At 52.8% G+C, this 15036-nt stretch carries 12 protein-coding genes; 3 read left to right on the top strand and 9 right to left on the bottom strand.

The genetic code is table 11. The annotated features are described in order from the left end of the window. Positions 1–67: 67 nt before the first annotated feature. From DFO56_RS23935 to DFO56_RS23925, 3 genes are all read left to right on the top strand, one after another. Positions 68–1597 carry a sensor domain-containing diguanylate cyclase gene (locus tag DFO56_RS23935; protein ID WP_045514615.1) on the top strand — a complete coding sequence of 510 codons (1530 nt, stop codon included), beginning with the start codon at positions 68–70 and terminating at the stop codon, positions 1595–1597. A 145-nt stretch (positions 1598–1742) separates the two neighbouring features. After that, positions 1743–2048 carry a PTS sugar transporter subunit IIB gene (locus DFO56_RS23930; protein WP_020456060.1) on the top strand — a complete coding sequence of 102 codons (306 nt, stop codon included), beginning with the start codon at positions 1743–1745 and terminating at the stop codon, positions 2046–2048. A gap of 4 nt (positions 2049–2052) precedes the next feature. After that, a complete protein-coding gene (locus DFO56_RS23925) occupies positions 2053–2370 on the top strand; it encodes a PTS lactose/cellobiose transporter subunit IIA (protein ID WP_020456059.1) in 318 nt (105 codons plus the stop codon). Positions 2371–2611: 241 nt separating this feature from the next. On the opposite strand, the gene rpoC is transcribed toward DFO56_RS23925, so the two are convergent. From rpoC to DFO56_RS23870, 9 genes are all read right to left on the bottom strand, one after another. Then, positions 2612–6835 carry a DNA-directed RNA polymerase subunit beta' gene (rpoC, locus tag DFO56_RS23920; protein WP_045514618.1) on the bottom strand — a complete coding sequence of 1408 codons (4224 nt, stop codon included), beginning with the start codon at positions 6833–6835 and terminating at the stop codon, positions 2612–2614. A 76-nt stretch (positions 6836–6911) separates the two neighbouring features. Beyond that, positions 6912–10940 (bottom strand): DNA-directed RNA polymerase subunit beta, encoded by a 4029-nt coding sequence (gene rpoB / locus DFO56_RS23915; RefSeq protein ID WP_114413908.1) that lies wholly within the window; start codon positions 10938–10940, stop codon positions 6912–6914. Positions 10941–11264: 324 nt separating this feature from the next. After that, complete coding sequence (rplL, locus tag DFO56_RS23910; protein ID WP_014882064.1) at positions 11265–11633, bottom strand: 50S ribosomal protein L7/L12; 369 nt, start codon at positions 11631–11633, stop codon at positions 11265–11267. A 66-nt stretch (positions 11634–11699) separates the two neighbouring features. After that, positions 11700–12197, bottom strand: coding sequence for a 50S ribosomal protein L10 (rplJ, locus tag DFO56_RS23905; protein ID WP_002438625.1), 498 nt, complete (start codon positions 12195–12197; stop codon positions 11700–11702). 300 nt (positions 12198–12497) lie between these two features. Continuing rightward, on the bottom strand, positions 12498–13202 hold the full coding sequence (rplA, locus tag DFO56_RS23895) for a 50S ribosomal protein L1 (RefSeq protein ID WP_017460030.1): 705 nt from the start codon (positions 13200–13202) through the stop codon (positions 12498–12500). A gap of 3 nt (positions 13203–13205) precedes the next feature. Further along, complete coding sequence (gene rplK / locus DFO56_RS23890; protein ID WP_002438627.1) at positions 13206–13634, bottom strand: 50S ribosomal protein L11; 429 nt, start codon at positions 13632–13634, stop codon at positions 13206–13208. Positions 13635–13775: 141 nt separating this feature from the next. Further along, complete coding sequence (gene nusG, locus DFO56_RS23885; protein WP_006816549.1) at positions 13776–14321, bottom strand: transcription termination/antitermination protein NusG; 546 nt, start codon at positions 14319–14321, stop codon at positions 13776–13778. Between the two features lies 1 nt (position 14322). After that, complete coding sequence (gene secE / locus DFO56_RS23880) at positions 14323–14706, bottom strand: preprotein translocase subunit SecE (protein WP_003033128.1); 384 nt, start codon at positions 14704–14706, stop codon at positions 14323–14325. Positions 14707–14934: 228 nt separating this feature from the next. Further along, positions 14935–15036: hypothetical protein (locus DFO56_RS23870; protein ID WP_072107067.1), on the bottom strand; the 102-nt coding region annotated here is incomplete at its 5' end.

The following is a 15036-nucleotide window of genomic DNA, read 5'->3' as shown; positions in this document are numbered from 1 at the left end:
TACGCTATCTCTCACGCAGCCCCTATACTGATATCTGTTCCTCTTTTGCATGTTCAAGGATAAGAAAATGCATAGCAAACAACTTTCATTTACAAGACCAATTCTGGTGAGCCTTGCCGGGATCCTCCTCAGTTTTGTGATAATCGCGCTCATGATTATCGCCGGTATGCGTAAAGAGACGCTGGAGGAGTACCACGATGTGAATCGCAATTTTGCGCATAACCTGGCGGTGAATTACACCCAGTCGATGCTGCGTGAAAACGACTATGTTCTCAATCGCGCCGCCGCATTCTTCGCCCATGACGATCAGTTAGACGTCACCGTGAACGGCGATCGGGACAAGGGACTGAAATTGCTGATGCAGTTGCTGGCGCTGATGCCCTCGGTATCGTCGATCTCTCTCGCCGACTCGCGCGGCGTTTACCTGCGCGCGCCACAGGTTATGGGCAGCGGTGAAAATTTCAATGCCAGTACGCGTCCGTGGTTTATGCACCAGGCGGAAGCCAGCATGTTTAATCACTATACCCGCAGCTACATGGATTTTTTTACCCATAACCCGATAGTGAGCATTTATAAACCGGTGATAGCGCCGGACGGTAAATTAAAAGGGACGCTGGCTTTTCACCTTGATCTGGCCTCAATGGGTTTCACCCTGCGCACCATGCAACCCCCGATGCCTGGCGAATTCTTCGTTATCGACGGCGAAGGCAAAGCGATGCTGCACCCGGACACTGGCGCGTTATTCAAAACACTCGTCAGCCCGACAATACTCGCAGCGATGACCAGTGCTGAAGGCGCGATTTTCGATGAAAAAAATGCGTGCTGGTATTACTACTACGCCTTCACCAACCCGGAATGGTTTGTGATCTATAAAGTATCCGCCAGCACACTGGATAAACGCGTTCACCATCAGCTTCAGCTTGTCGGTTGGGGATTCACCACGGCGGCAGTGTTTATCATTCTGTTTGGCCTCTATTTACGCCACAGCTCGCGCACGGTGCTGCTCAACATAATCGATGCGATAAAAACCGGTGATGTAACCCGCGCCCCACGGCTTGAAGCGATGTTGAGTAAGGCGATTGAAAGCAGTAAAGAGCGGGAACAAACGTGGGTGCGGCAGGCGACCATGGATGCGCTGACCAATTGTAAGAATCGCCGCGCCTTTGATGCCGATATTGCCGCGCTGATGAATGATCATCAGCCGTTTGCTCTGGCGCTGGTGGATATCGATAATTTCAAATCCATTAACGACACCTGGGGACATTTGAATGGCGACATCGTGCTGCGAAACGTAGCGCGCGAAGGCATTCAGATCTTGCAGCCGCAGGGGATTTCGCTCTATCGCTACGGTGGCGAAGAGTTCGCGGTGATTTTCCCGCATGCGCATATCGATAACGCGCAGGCGCTACTGGAGCAGTGGCGGGTAAAAGTGGAGAACCGTACATGGCGCGAGAAAGAGCTGTCGGTCACGTTTAGCGCTGGTTTGGGTGAGTGGAACATGGAACCGCTGAACCAGCTGGTCGGCCGTGTGGATGAAGCGCTTTATAAAGCGAAGCAGCAAGGTAAGAACCGAATTCTACTGGTGAACCACCCATAGCCAGGCGGCGCGTCGCAAGGTTGCAACCGGTTTCATGTTATGCAGGGATTCTTTGTGATGCCCTACACACAATCGCGGTAAAGCGGTTGTTGAACCCAACAGCGCGGGATAATTATCACCTATCCCATCAACACCGAGGCTGACTATGAAAAACATCGTTTTATGCTGTGCAGCGGGTATGTCCACCAGCATGTTGGTGCAACGCATGAAAGACGCGGCGCAGAAAAAAGGCGTCGAGGTCACTATCAAAGCGGTTCCTGTTGCGGAATTTAAAGATGAAATTGCAACAGCGGATATCGTGTTGCTGGGGCCGCAGGTGAAATACGAGCAGGCAAAATTGCAGGCGCAGGCGGAACCGCTGGGCAAGAAAGTGGCGGTGATCGATATGATGGATTACGGCATGATGAAAGGCGATGTCGTTCTGGAAAAAGCCCTTAAGCTACTGGAGTGAATGCGTGGAAGATTTAGAAACCATCATTATGGAGTTGTTGGTTAACGCGGGCGCGGCGCGTAGCCAGGCATTAACCGCGTTACAAATGGCGCGTAAAGGCGATTTTGCTGAAGCAGAAAAAGCGATGGAAGAGTCGCGCGAATTCGTGAAAGCCGCGCATAAAATTCAAACCCAGCTTATCGGGCTCGATGAAGGCACCGGTAAGCTGCCGGTGAATTTGATCACCGTTCATTCTCAGGATCACCTGATGAACGCAATGGTGATTCAGGATCTGGCGACCGATATGATCGAGCTTTACCGCCGCCTGCCGCCGCGTGATTAAGGCATCGCTTTCATACGATTACTATGCCCGCTCTGGCGGGCTTTTTTTCGTGCAGCGAAAAGTCGTGACGTGTTTTCCCCATGTAATTGCGTAATTGCACAACATGGCATTCGGGATGGTGCAGAGAAATGCCGCTGCCCGGCGCCTATACAACCCGTTCTGCAACGCGATCGCGGTCTTAAACCGCGGATTTCAGACGAAAAAAAACCCGCCGAAGCGGGTTTTTTATTACGCGAAACGATTACTCGTTGTCGGAACCACCCAGACCTGCGTTCAGCAGTTCTGCCAGGCTCGCGGACGCGTCTTCCGCAGTCACCTGCGGTGCTACCGGCAGTTCGCCAGCGGCGCGACGGCGCATACGATCCTGGTGGTACGCATAACCAGTACCGGCCGGGATCAGACGACCCACGATGACGTTCTCTTTCAGACCGCGCAGTTCGTCGCGTTTGCCCGCAACGGCTGCTTCGGTAAGCACACGAGTGGTCTCCTGGAACGATGCTGCGGAGATGAAGGACTCGGTTGCCAGAGACGCTTTGGTGATACCCAGCAGATCGCGTGCATAGGTTGCACCGATTTTGCCTGCTGCTTCCAGCTCGCGGTTAGCGATCTTGACGCGAGAGTATTCAACCTGCTCACCTTCCAGGAAGTCGGAGCTTCCTGCGTTAACGATGGTGGCTTTACGCAGCATCTGACGAACGATAACTTCGATGTGCTTATCGTTGATCTTAACGCCCTGCAGACGATAAACGTCCTGTACTTCGTTGGTGATATAACGCGTTACCGCGTGTACGCCACGAAGACGCAGAATGTCGTGCGGTGCTTCCGGACCGTCGGAAACCACGTCACCACGTTCTACACGTTCACCTTCAAACACGTTGAGCTGACGCCATTTCGGAATCATCTCTTCGTACGGATCGCTACCGTCAACCGGAGTGATCACCAGACGGCGTTTACCTTTGGTCTCTTTACCGAAGGAGATGATACCGCTGATTTCCGCCAGGATTGCCGGCTCTTTCGGACGACGTGCTTCGAACAGATCCGCAACGCGCGGCAGACCACCGGTAATATCCTTGGTACCGCCGGATTCCTGCGGAATACGCGCCAGGGTGTCACCGGAGCTGATCTGAACGCCATCTTCCAGCTGAACAATCGCTTTACCCGGCAGGAAGTACTGGGCAGGCATATCGGTGCCCGGGATCAGTACGTCGTTGCCATTAGCGTCAACGATTTTCAGTGCCGGACGCAGGTCTTTACCGCCAGAGGTACGCTCTGCAGAGTCCAGAACCACCAGCGAAGAGAGACCGGTCAGTTCGTCGGTCTGACGAGTAATCGTCTGGCCGTCGATCATATCGGTGAAGCGGATGAAACCAGCCACTTCAGTGATAACCGGCATGGTGTGCGGATCCCAGTTTGCAACGGTTTCACCGCCGGCAACCTGCTCGCCATCACCCTTCGCCATTACCGCACCGTAAGGCACTTTATAGCTTTCTTTGGTACGACCGAATTCGTCGATCAGTTTCAGCTCAGTGTTACGGGAGGTGATAACCAGTTTGCCACTAGAGTTCACAACCGTCTTCGCGTTGCTCAGGCGGATGCTACCTTTGTTTTTCACCTGGATGCTGGATTCAGCAGCCGCACGAGATGCCGCACCACCGATGTGGAACGTACGCATCGTCAGCTGTGTACCCGGCTCACCGATGGACTGTGCCGCGATAACGCCGATGGCTTCACCTTTGTTGATGATGTGGCCACGCGCCAGGTCACGACCATAGCAGTGGGCGCACACACCAAAGTCGGTGTCACACGATACAACGGAACGCACTTTCACTGAGTCAACAGAGTTCGCTTCCAGCAGATCACACCACTGTTCGTGCAGCAGCGTATTGCGCGGAACCAGAATATCTGCAGTACCCGGCTTCAGAATGTCTTCTGCGGTTACACGACCCAGAACGCGATCGCGCAGCGGCTCTTTAACATCGCCACCTTCGATAACCGGCGTCATGGTGATGCCTTCCAGCGTGCCACAATCGTCTTCGGTTACGACCAGATCCTGTGCCACGTCTACCAGACGACGGGTCAGGTAACCGGAGTTCGCGGTTTTCAGTGCGGTATCCGCCAGACCTTTACGCGCACCGTGCGTGGAGATGAAGTACTGGAGTACGTTCAGACCTTCACGGAAGTTCGCGGTGATCGGCGTTTCGATGATGGAGCCATCCGGCTTCGCCATCAGACCACGCATACCAGCAAGCTGACGAATCTGGGCTGCGGAACCACGCGCACCGGAGTCGGCCATCATGTAGATGCTGTTAAAGGAAACCTGCTGCTCTTCAACGCCGTCACGGTTAATAACGGTTTCAGTTTGCAGGTTATCCATCATCGCTTTGGATACGCGATCGTTCGCCGCGGCCCAAATATCGATAACTTTGTTATAGCGTTCGCCAGCGGTCACCAGACCAGACTGGAACTGCTCCTGGATCTCAGCAACTTCGGCTTCCGCTTCGCTGATGATCTCGTGTTTTTTCGCCGGGATGACCATGTCATCGATACCAACGGATGCACCTGAACGCGCTGCATATGCAAAGCCGGTGTACATCGTCTGGTCAGCAAAAATAACGGTCGGCTTCAGGCCCAGAATGCGGTAACAGGTGTTCAGCATTTTGGAGATAGCCTTCTTGCCCAGCGCCTGGTTGACGATGGAGAAAGGCAGACCTTTCGGAACGATCATCCACAGAATCGCACGGCCAACGGTCGTGTCTTTCAGGCTGGTTTTCGCTACGAATTCGCCATTAGCGTCTTTTTCGTACTCGGTGATACGCACTTTAACGCGCGCATGCAGAGAGGCCAGGCCAGCGCGGTAAATACGCTCAGCTTCTTTCGGGCCAGTCAGCACCATGCCTTCGCCTTTGGCGTTAACACAGTCACGGGTCATGTAGTACAGACCCAGTACAACGTCCTGAGACGGAACGATGATAGGTTCGCCGTTCGCCGGAGACAGAATGTTGTTGGTGGACATCATCAGCGCACGCGCTTCCAGCTGGGCTTCCAGCGTCAGCGGTACGTGAACAGCCATCTGGTCACCATCGAAGTCGGCGTTATATGCCGCACAAACCAGCGGGTGCAGCTGGATGGCTTTACCTTCGATCAGTACCGGTTCAAACGCCTGGATACCCAGACGGTGCAGTGTTGGTGCACGGTTCAGCAGTACCGGGTGTTCGCGGATAACTTCGTCCAGGATATCCCAAACGACAGCTTCTTCGCGCTCAACCATTTTCTTCGCGGCTTTGATGGTGGTGGCGAGGCCACGCAGTTCCAGCTTGCCGTAGATGAACGGTTTGAACAGCTCCAGTGCCATTTTCTTCGGCAGACCGCACTGATGCAGACGCAGGTATGGACCTACGGTGATTACAGAACGACCGGAATAGTCAACACGCTTACCGAGCAGGTTCTGACGGAAACGACCCTGTTTACCTTTGATCATATCGGCCAAAGATTTCAGCGGACGTTTGTTGGAACCGGTGATCGCACGACCGCGACGGCCGTTATCCAGCAGGGCGTCAACCGCTTCCTGCAGCATACGTTTTTCGTTGCGTACGATGATATCCGGCGCCGCCAGATCCAGCAGGCGTTTCAGACGGTTGTTACGGTTGATCACGCGACGGTACAGATCGTTCAGATCCGACGTTGCGAAACGACCACCATCCAGCGGAACCAGCGGACGCAGATCCGGCGGCAGCACTGGCAGAACAGTCAGGATCATCCACTCCGGTTTGTTACCAGACTGTACGAACGCTTCCAGCAGTTTGATACGCTTGGTCAGCTTCTTACGTTTGGTTTCGGAGTTGGTTTCGTTCAGCTCTTCGCGCAGCTGTTCGCACTCTTGCTCCAGATCCATGCTTTTCAGCAGGGCCTGAATAGCTTCGGCGCCCATTTTCGCGTCGAATTCGTCACCGAACTCTTCCAGCGCGTCCAGGTACTGTTCTTCGGTCAGGATCTGGTTACGTTCCAGATTGGTCATACCGCCTTCGATAACCACATAGGATTCGAAGTACAGAACACGTTCGATATCGCGCAGCGGCATATCCAGCAGCAGGCCGATACGGGACGGCAGAGATTTCAGGAACCAAATGTGGGCGGTCGGAGACGCCAGCTCGATGTGGCCCATGCGCTCACGACGCACTTTCGTCTGGGTCACTTCAACGCCGCACTTCTCACAGATCACACCACGGTGTTTCAGGCGCTTGTACTTACCGCACAGGCACTCGTAATCTTTTACTGGCCCGAAAATACGCGCACAGAAAAGGCCGTCACGCTCAGGTTTGAACGTACGGTAGTTGATGGTTTCCGGCTTCTTAACTTCACCAAAAGACCATGAACGGATCATGTCTGGCGATGCCAGAGCAATTTTGATCGCATCAAACTCTTCGGTTTTAGTTTGCGCTTTCAGAAACTTTAATAAGTCTTTCACGGATTTGCTCCCGTCGGAGTTAGCACAATCTGGTGCCGGGGATTAACCCGGCACCAGTGACCTGTTTGAGCGAGAGTTACTCGTCTTCCAGCTCGATGTTGATACCCAGCGAACGAATCTCTTTCAACAGTACGTTGAAGGACTCAGGCATACCCGGTTCCATCTGATGGTTGCCGTCCACGATGTTTTTATACATCTTGGTACGACCGTTCACGTCATCAGACTTAACGGTGAGCATTTCCTGCAGGGTGTATGCCGCGCCGTATGCTTCCAGCGCCCACACTTCCATCTCCCCGAAGCGCTGACCACCGAACTGCGCCTTACCACCCAGCGGCTGCTGAGTAACCAGGCTGTAAGAACCGGTAGAACGCGCATGCATCTTGTCATCAACCAGGTGGTTCAGTTTCAGCATGTACATGTAGCCAACGGTAACCTGGCGCTCGAATTGCTCACCGGTACGACCGTCGAACAGTGTGATCTGACCGGAAGTCGGCAGGCCACCCAGCTGTAACAGTTCCTTGATTTCAGACTCTTTCGCACCGTCGAAGACCGGCGTTGCGATCGGCATACCTTTGCGCAGGTTTTCTGCCAGACGCAGAACTTCCTCATCGCTGAAGGTGCTCAGGTCGACTTTCTGACGAACGTCAGCGCCCAGATCGTATGCACGCTGGATGAATTCGCGCAGTTTCGCGACTTCTTGCTGCTGTTTCAGCATGGCGTTGATCTTGTCGCCGATACCTTTCGCAGCCATACCCAGGTGAGTTTCAAGGATCTGACCGATGTTCATACGAGACGGTACGCCCAGCGGGTTCAGTACGATGTCAACCGGCGTGCCGTTTTCATCGTATGGCATATCTTCGATCGGGTTGATCTTGGAGATAACACCCTTGTTACCGTGACGACCTGCCATTTTGTCACCAGGCTGGATCTGACGTTTAACGGCCAGATAAACCTTAACGATTTTCAGCACGCCCGGTGCCAGATCGTCGCCCTGAGTGATTTTGCGGCGTTTCGCTTCGAGTTTTTTCTCGAACTCGTGTTTCAGTTCGTCATACTGCTCAGCCAACTGTTCCAGCTGATTTTGTTTCTCTTCGTCGGTCAGGCCGAGTTCCAGCCAGCGGTCGCGCGGCAGCTTGTCGAGCTTGTCAGCTTCAACGCCGCCGGAAACCAGCACGCTGTGGATACGGCTAAACAGGCCAGCTTCGAGGATCTGCAGTTCTTCAGACAGGTCTTTCTTCGCCTGTTTGAGCTGCATTTCTTCGATTTCCAGCGCACGTTTGTCTTTTTCCACGCCATCGCGGGTAAAGACCTGAACGTCGATAACGGTGCCGGAAACACCGTTCGGTACGCGCAGAGAAGAGTCTTTAACGTCAGATGCTTTCTCACCGAAGATCGCGCGCAGCAGTTTCTCTTCTGGCGTCAGCTGGGTTTCACCTTTCGGCGTTACCTTACCAACCAGAATGTCGCCGCCGGTCACTTCCGCACCGATGTAAACGATACCGGATTCATCCAGTTTGGAGAGCGCGGCTTCACCCACGTTCGGGATGTCTGCGGTGATCTCTTCTGGCCCCAGCTTGGTGTCACGAGACACACACGCCAGTTCCTGGATGTGAATAGTGGTGAAACGATCTTCCTGAACCACACGCTCGGAGACGAGGATGGAGTCTTCGAAGTTGTAACCGTTCCACGGCATGAACGCTACGCGCATGTTCTGACCGAGCGCCAGTTCACCGAGGTCGGTGGACGGGCCGTCTGCCAGCACGTCGCCGCGCTCAATTGGCTCACCCAGATAAACACACGGCATCTGGTTGATGCAGGTGTTCTGGTTAGAACGGGTGTATTTGGTCAGGTTATAGATGTCGATACCTGCTTCGCCCGGGTACATCTCATCTTCGTTAACTTTGATAACGATACGAGAGGCATCCACGTACTGGACAGTACCGCCACGTTTAGCAACTGCGGTTACACCGGAGTCAACGGCAACAGCACGTTCCATACCGGTACCAACCAGCGGCTTGTCAGCGCGCAGAGTCGGAACCGCCTGACGTTGCATGTTCGCACCCATCAATGCACGGTTGGCGTCATCGTGTTCCAGGAACGGGATCAGGGACGCACCGACAGAAACCACCTGTTGGGTGGAAACGTCCATGTAGTCAACCTGGTCTGCGCTGAAGAGGCTGGATTCGCCTTTGCTGCGGCAGGTTACCAGATCGTCTACGAAACGACCTTCTTCCGTCAGGTTGGTGTTCGCCTGAGCGATAACATAGTTACCTTCTTCGATAGCAGAAAGGTAATGGATCTCGTCAGTTACAACGCCGTCGGTCACTTTACGGTACGGCGTTTCCAGGAAGCCGTATTCGTTAGTCTGTGCGTACACGGACAAGGAGTTGATCAGACCGATGTTCGGACCTTCAGGCGTTTCGATCGGACATACGCGACCGTAGTGGGTCGGGTGTACGTCTCGAACTTCAAAGCCTGCGCGCTCACGGGTCAGACCGCCTGGGCCGAGTGCAGAGATACGACGTTTGTGCGTAATCTCGGACAGCGGGTTGTTCTGGTACATAAACTGTGACAGCTGGCTGGAACCGAAGAATTCTTTAACGGCTGCAGAGATAGGCTTCGCGTTGATCATGTCCTGCGGCATCAGGGTATCCAGATCGCCCAGAGACAGACGCTCTTTCACCGCACGTTCTACACGAACCAGGCCAACACGGAATTGGTTTTCCGCCATTTCGCCCACGGAACGGATACGACGGTTGCCGAGGTGGTCGATATCATCCACTTCACCGATGCCGTTACGGATACCGATGAGCTTTTTCATCACTTCGATGATGTCTTCTTTGCTCAGGATACCGGAACCTTCAATGCTGTCGCGCAGCAGAGAACGGTTGAACTTCATGCGACCAACCGCAGAGAGATCGTAGCGGTCTTCAGAGAAGAACAGGTTCTCGAACAGGCTTTCTGCAGCTTCGCGAGTCGGCGGCTCACCAGGGCGCATCATGCGGTAGATTTCTACCAGCGCGCTCAGACGATCGTTGGTCGGGTCGACACGTACGGTCTCAGAGATGTACGGACCGTGGTCCAGATCGTTGGTGAACAGGGTTTCGATACGTTTGTGACCAGACTGGCTCAGCTTCGCCAGCAGATCGAGCGACAGCTCCATGTTTGCCGGGCAGATCAGCTCGCCAGTGGATTCGTCAACGTAGTCTTTAGCTGCAACTTTGCCTGCGATGTACTCAACCGGTACTTCAATGTGTTGAATTTCGTCTTTTTCCAGCTGACGAATATGACGCGCGGTAATACGGCGACCTTTTTCAACATACATTTTGCCGTTTGCTTCGATATCGAAGGATGCAGTTTCGCCACGCAGGCGTTCCGGCACCAGTTCCATCTGCAACTTGTTGTCGCGGATTTCAAAGACAACTTTTTCAAAGAACAGATCGAGAATCTGCTCAGTGGTGTAGTTCAGCGCGCGCAGAATAATGGTCGCCGGCAGTTTGCGGCGGCGGTCGATACGCACGAAGAGGTTATCTTTCGGGTCGAACTCGAAGTCCAGCCATGACCCACGGTAAGGAATAATACGTGCGTTATAAAGCACCTTACCAGATGAGTGGGTTTTCCCCTTATCGCTGTCGAAGAAGACGCCAGGACTACGGTGCAGCTGAGAAACGATAACACGCTCAGTACCGTTGATAACAAAGGTACCGTTGTCGGTCATGAGCGGAATTTCGCCCATGTAGACTTCTTGTTCTTTAATGTCTTTAACGGTGCCTTCCGGCGCTTCGCGCTCGTAGATCACCAGACGCAGTTTTACGCGCAGCGGAGCGGAATACGTTACGCCACGGATCTGACATTCTTTAACGTCAAAAACAGGTTCGCCAAGACGGTAGCTGACGTATTGCAGTTCCGAATTGCCGCTGTAGCTCTTAATCGGGAACACGGAGCGGAACGCCGCTTCCAGACCGTACTGCCCTTCAGGATCTTGCTCGATAAACTTCTGGAACGAGTCAAGCTGGATAGAAAGGAGATATGGGACATCCAGTACTTGTGGACGTTTACCAAAATCCTTACGAATACGTTTTTTCTCGGTATAGGAGTAAACCATAGGGTTCCTCAGCTCGCTGACAAGTCGACCCACTCTGTCCGTCGAAAGGGACAGTTTATGCAACACTATTTTTTTAGACCGGAAAGTGGAGCACTTCCCGCAATGCTTGTTGCTATCACGCTTAAATCATTTCATTGCGATTTACACAGAAAGGATTTTCTGTCGCAGTATATTAAGTCGTCGATAGAAACAAGCATTGTAAAGGCTACTGGCAGTCAAACAGTGTGAAACGCTACCGGTACCTTCTACAGCGCAAAAAGGCTGGTGACCAAAAAGTCACCAGCCATCAGCCTAATTTCTCAGGCTGCAACCGGAAGGGTTGGCTTATTTAACTTCAACTTCAGCGCCAGCTTCTTCCAGAGATTTTTTCAGAGCTTCAGCGTCATCTTTGCTCACGCCTTCTTTCAGAGCGGCCGGAGCAGATTCTACCAGGTCTTTAGCTTCTTTCAGACCCAGGCCAGTTGCGCCACGTACTGCTTTGATAACAGCAACTTTGTTAGCGCCAGCGGCTTTCAGAATTACGTCGAACTCAGTTTTTTCTTCAGCAGCATCAGCAGCCGGGCCAGCAGCAACAGCTACAGCAGCAGCAGCAGAAACACCGAATTTTTCTTCCATTGCAGAGATCAGTTCTACAACGTCCATTACGGACATAGCGGCAACTGCTTCAATGATTTGATCTTTAGTGATAGACATTTAAATTGTTCCTGAATATCAGAATAAGTTTATACGTAAGCAAATGCTTTATAAAGAAAACTGCGATTAAGCAGCTTCTTTCGCATCGCGTACAGCAGCCAGAGTACGAACCAGTTTGCCAGCAGAGGCTTCTTTCATGGTTGCCATCAGGCGTGCAATTGCTTCTTCGTAGGTCGGCAGGGTTGCCAGGCGATCGATCTGGGACGCCGGGATCAACTCACCTTCAAAGGCAGCGGCTTTGACCTCAAATTTTGCATTCGCTTTCGCGAACTCTTTGAACAGACGAGCAGCAGCGCCCGGGTGTTCCATAGAGTATGCAATCAGGGTCGGACCAACGAACGCGTCTTTCAGGCACTCAAACTGAGTACCCTCAACAACACGGCGCAGCAGGGTGTTGCGAACAACACGCATGTAAACGCCGGCTTCGCGACCTGCTTTACGCAGTTCGGTCATTTTATCTACGGTAACGCCACGGGAATCCGCAACAACCGCAGACAGCGCGCCTTTGGCTACTTCGCTGACTTCAGCAACAATCGCTTGTTTGTCTTGAAGATTTAAAGCCATTAGCTTTGCTCCTGGATGTTTGCCAGGGCTCATGCCCTGGAACTCACTTCACTCTTCTCAATGAAAAGAGCGTCTTAATACGGTGAGCAGAAACAAGCCAAAGAGTACTTTAAAAATAATCTTTAGGTTCTGTCACCGTCTACGCAGGGAATTAAGCTTCTTACGAAACACCTGCGGTCTTCGACGGAGGCCTGGAGTAGGCCAGGCTCCAACGAACAAATCTGTTTGTTTGCTAACTTACGCTAGCAAAACGTGGGGGTAAGATTGTAGACAAATCCACCACCCACGTAAAGGCGAATATTAGTTCGCTACTGCGTTCAGACCAGCCTGGTCTACCGCAACACCCGCACCCATGGTGGTGGAGATGCTAATTTTCTTGATGTACACGCCTTTCGCCTGAGACGGTTTTGCTTTTTTCAGCGCAACCAGCAGGGATTCCAGGTTTTCTTTCAATTTGTCAGCGTCAAAATCCACTTTACCGATGGTGGTATGGATGATGCCGTTTTTGTCGTTACGGTAACGAACCTGACCGGCTTTAGCGTTTTTAACCGCTTCAGCAACGTTCGGCGTTACGGTACCAACTTTCGGGTTTGGCATCAGGCCACGCGGACCCAGAACCTGGCCCAGCTGGCCAACAACGCGCATTGCATCCGGAGAAGCAATAACTACGTCGAAGTTCATTTCGCCTTTTTTGATCTGCTCAGCCAGATCTTCCATACCTACCAGCTCAGCGCCAGCTGCTTTAGCAGCTTCAGCGTTCGGGCCCTGGGTAAATACGGCTACGCGAACAGAACGGCCAGTACCGTGCGGCAGTACAGTTGCACCACGTACGTTCTGGTCAGATTTACGCGCGTCGATGCCGAGGTTAACAGCAACGTCTACGCTTTCTACGAATTTAGCAGTGGCCAGCTCTTTCAGCAGAGCAATGGCTTCGTTGATGTCGTACTGTTTGGTCGCATCAACTTTGTCACGGATCACGCGCATGCGCTTGGTCAGTTTAGCCATTTCTTAATCCTCCACTACCAGGCCCATGGAACGCGCAGTACCTTCGATTGAGCGAGTCATCGCTTCAATGTCAGCACCGGTCATGTCCGCGGCTTTAGTCTGAGCAATTTCCTGCACCTGAGCGCGGGTTACTTTGCCCACTTTGTCTTTGTTCGGCTTGCCGGAACCAGACTTGATACCAGCCGCTTTCTTCAGCAGAACTGCTGCCGGAGGCGTTTTGGTAACGAAAGTGAAGGAGCGGTCAGCGTAAACGGTAATAACAACCGGAATTGGCAGACCTTTTTCGATGGAATCAGTTTTGGCGTTAAACGCTTTACAGAATTCCATGATGTTAACACCCTGCTGACCCAGAGCCGGACCAACCGGTGGGCTCGGGTTTGCCATGCCAGCTGCAACCTGCAGCTTGACGTAGGCCTGGACTTTCTTAGCCATTTAAATTTCCTCGTTTGGGTATAGCGCCCCGAAAGGCTCCCCGTGTTTGAATACGTTTTACGGATACGAGACCCATAAAAACAAAAGGCGCGAAATTGTATGTCAATTTCGCGCCCTGTGCAACGTTTGATCGCCGAATATTTAGGCTTTTTCGACCTGGCTGAAATCCAGTTCTACCGGGGTCGCACGACCGAAGATAGAAACAGACACTTTGAGGCGAGACTTCTCATAGTCCACCTCTTCAACCACACCGTTAAAGTCGGCAAACGGACCGTCGCTAACGCGGACCATTTCACCCGGTTCAAACAGCGTTTTCGGACGCGGCTTATCACCAACCTGTTGCAGGCGGTTCATGATCGCATCCACTTCTTTATCGCTAATCGGCGCCGGACGATCGGACGTGCCGCCGATGAAGCCCATTACGCGCGGAACGCTGCGTACCAGGTGCCAGCTGGCGTCATTCATCACCATCTGTACAAGGACGTAGCCCGGGAAGAATTTGCGTTCGCTTTTGCGACGCTGACCACCACGGATTTCGACCACTTCTTCAGTCGGTACCATGACTTCGCCAAACAACTCTTCCATATTGTGTAATTTGATATGCTCGCGCAGCGAAGTAGCTACGCGGCCTTCAAAACCGGAAAACGCCTGAACGACGTACCAGCGCTTTTTAGGAGCTTCAGACATCTCAGAACCTCAGGCCAGTGATAAAGGAAACCAGGCGGACCAGAATACCATCCAGTCCCCACAGGATCAGTGACATGACTGCAGTTACGGCAGCCACGATCAATGTGGTGTGCAATGTTTCCTGACGAGTGGGCCAAATCACTTTACGTACTTCGGTTCTCGCTTCACGGGCAAAAGCAACGGTCGCTTTACCCTTCGTCGTCAACAGCGCGACACCACCTGCTGCAGCAATCAGAATAACAACTGCCAGCGCGCGGAGCGGCAGCATCATGTCACGATAAAGATAGTTGCCAACGATAGCCACGAGCAGCAGTACTGCAACAACAACCCACTTCATCGCTTCCAGGCCGCGCCCGCTCCCTTGAGCTTCGGTATTCGCACTCATAAACCAACCTGTCACAAGAATTCAGACAAACATTTTTGCCCCGCATAAGCGAGGCAACCAAACCGAAATGCTCTGGCGAGATTCGGACTAACGCCCTCTTCAGAGCCTGTCTCAGCAATGATTATGACAAATAAAATCACTGATGAGCCAGGTTCTGGTTCGAAAGCGTACAAAAAGGGCATCAAATGATGCCCTCTTCTTGCGCATTGCGTCAAATGTTATCAGCGATTAGCTGAGAACTTTTGCTACAACGCCCGCGCCAACGGTACGGCCGCCTTCACGGATTGCGAAACGCAGACCATCGTCCATCGCAATCGGGTGAATCAGGGT

Source organism: Kosakonia sp. AG348, from assembly GCF_003337365.1.
Classification (GTDB): Bacteria; Pseudomonadota; Gammaproteobacteria; order Enterobacterales; family Enterobacteriaceae; genus Kosakonia.
Note: the sequence above shows the minus strand (reverse complement) of the source record. Positions and strands in the feature narration are given on the sequence as shown.

Excerpts from the sequence above, each read along its gene's own strand:
- DFO56_RS23930 (WP_020456060.1), top strand. The coding sequence starts at position 1,743 with ATGAAAAACATCGTTTTATGCTGTGCAGCGGGTATGTCCACCAGCATG.
- secE (WP_003033128.1), bottom strand. The coding sequence starts at position 14,706 with ATGAGTGCGAATACCGAAGCTCAAGGGAGCGGGCGCGGCCTGGAAGCG.
- rplA (WP_017460030.1), bottom strand. The coding sequence starts at position 13,202 with ATGGCTAAACTGACCAAGCGCATGCGCGTGATCCGTGACAAAGTTGAT.
- rplL (WP_014882064.1), bottom strand. The coding sequence starts at position 11,633 with ATGTCTATCACTAAAGATCAAATCATTGAAGCAGTTGCCGCTATGTCC.
- rplJ (WP_002438625.1), bottom strand. The coding sequence starts at position 12,197 with ATGGCTTTAAATCTTCAAGACAAACAAGCGATTGTTGCTGAAGTCAGC.
- rpoB (WP_114413908.1), bottom strand. The coding sequence starts at position 10,940 with ATGGTTTACTCCTATACCGAGAAAAAACGTATTCGTAAGGATTTTGGT.
- nusG (WP_006816549.1), bottom strand. The coding sequence starts at position 14,321 with ATGTCTGAAGCTCCTAAAAAGCGCTGGTACGTCGTTCAGGCGTTTTCC.
- DFO56_RS23935 (WP_045514615.1), top strand. The coding sequence starts at position 68 with ATGCATAGCAAACAACTTTCATTTACAAGACCAATTCTGGTGAGCCTT.
- rplK (WP_002438627.1), bottom strand. The coding sequence starts at position 13,634 with ATGGCTAAGAAAGTCCAGGCCTACGTCAAGCTGCAGGTTGCAGCTGGC.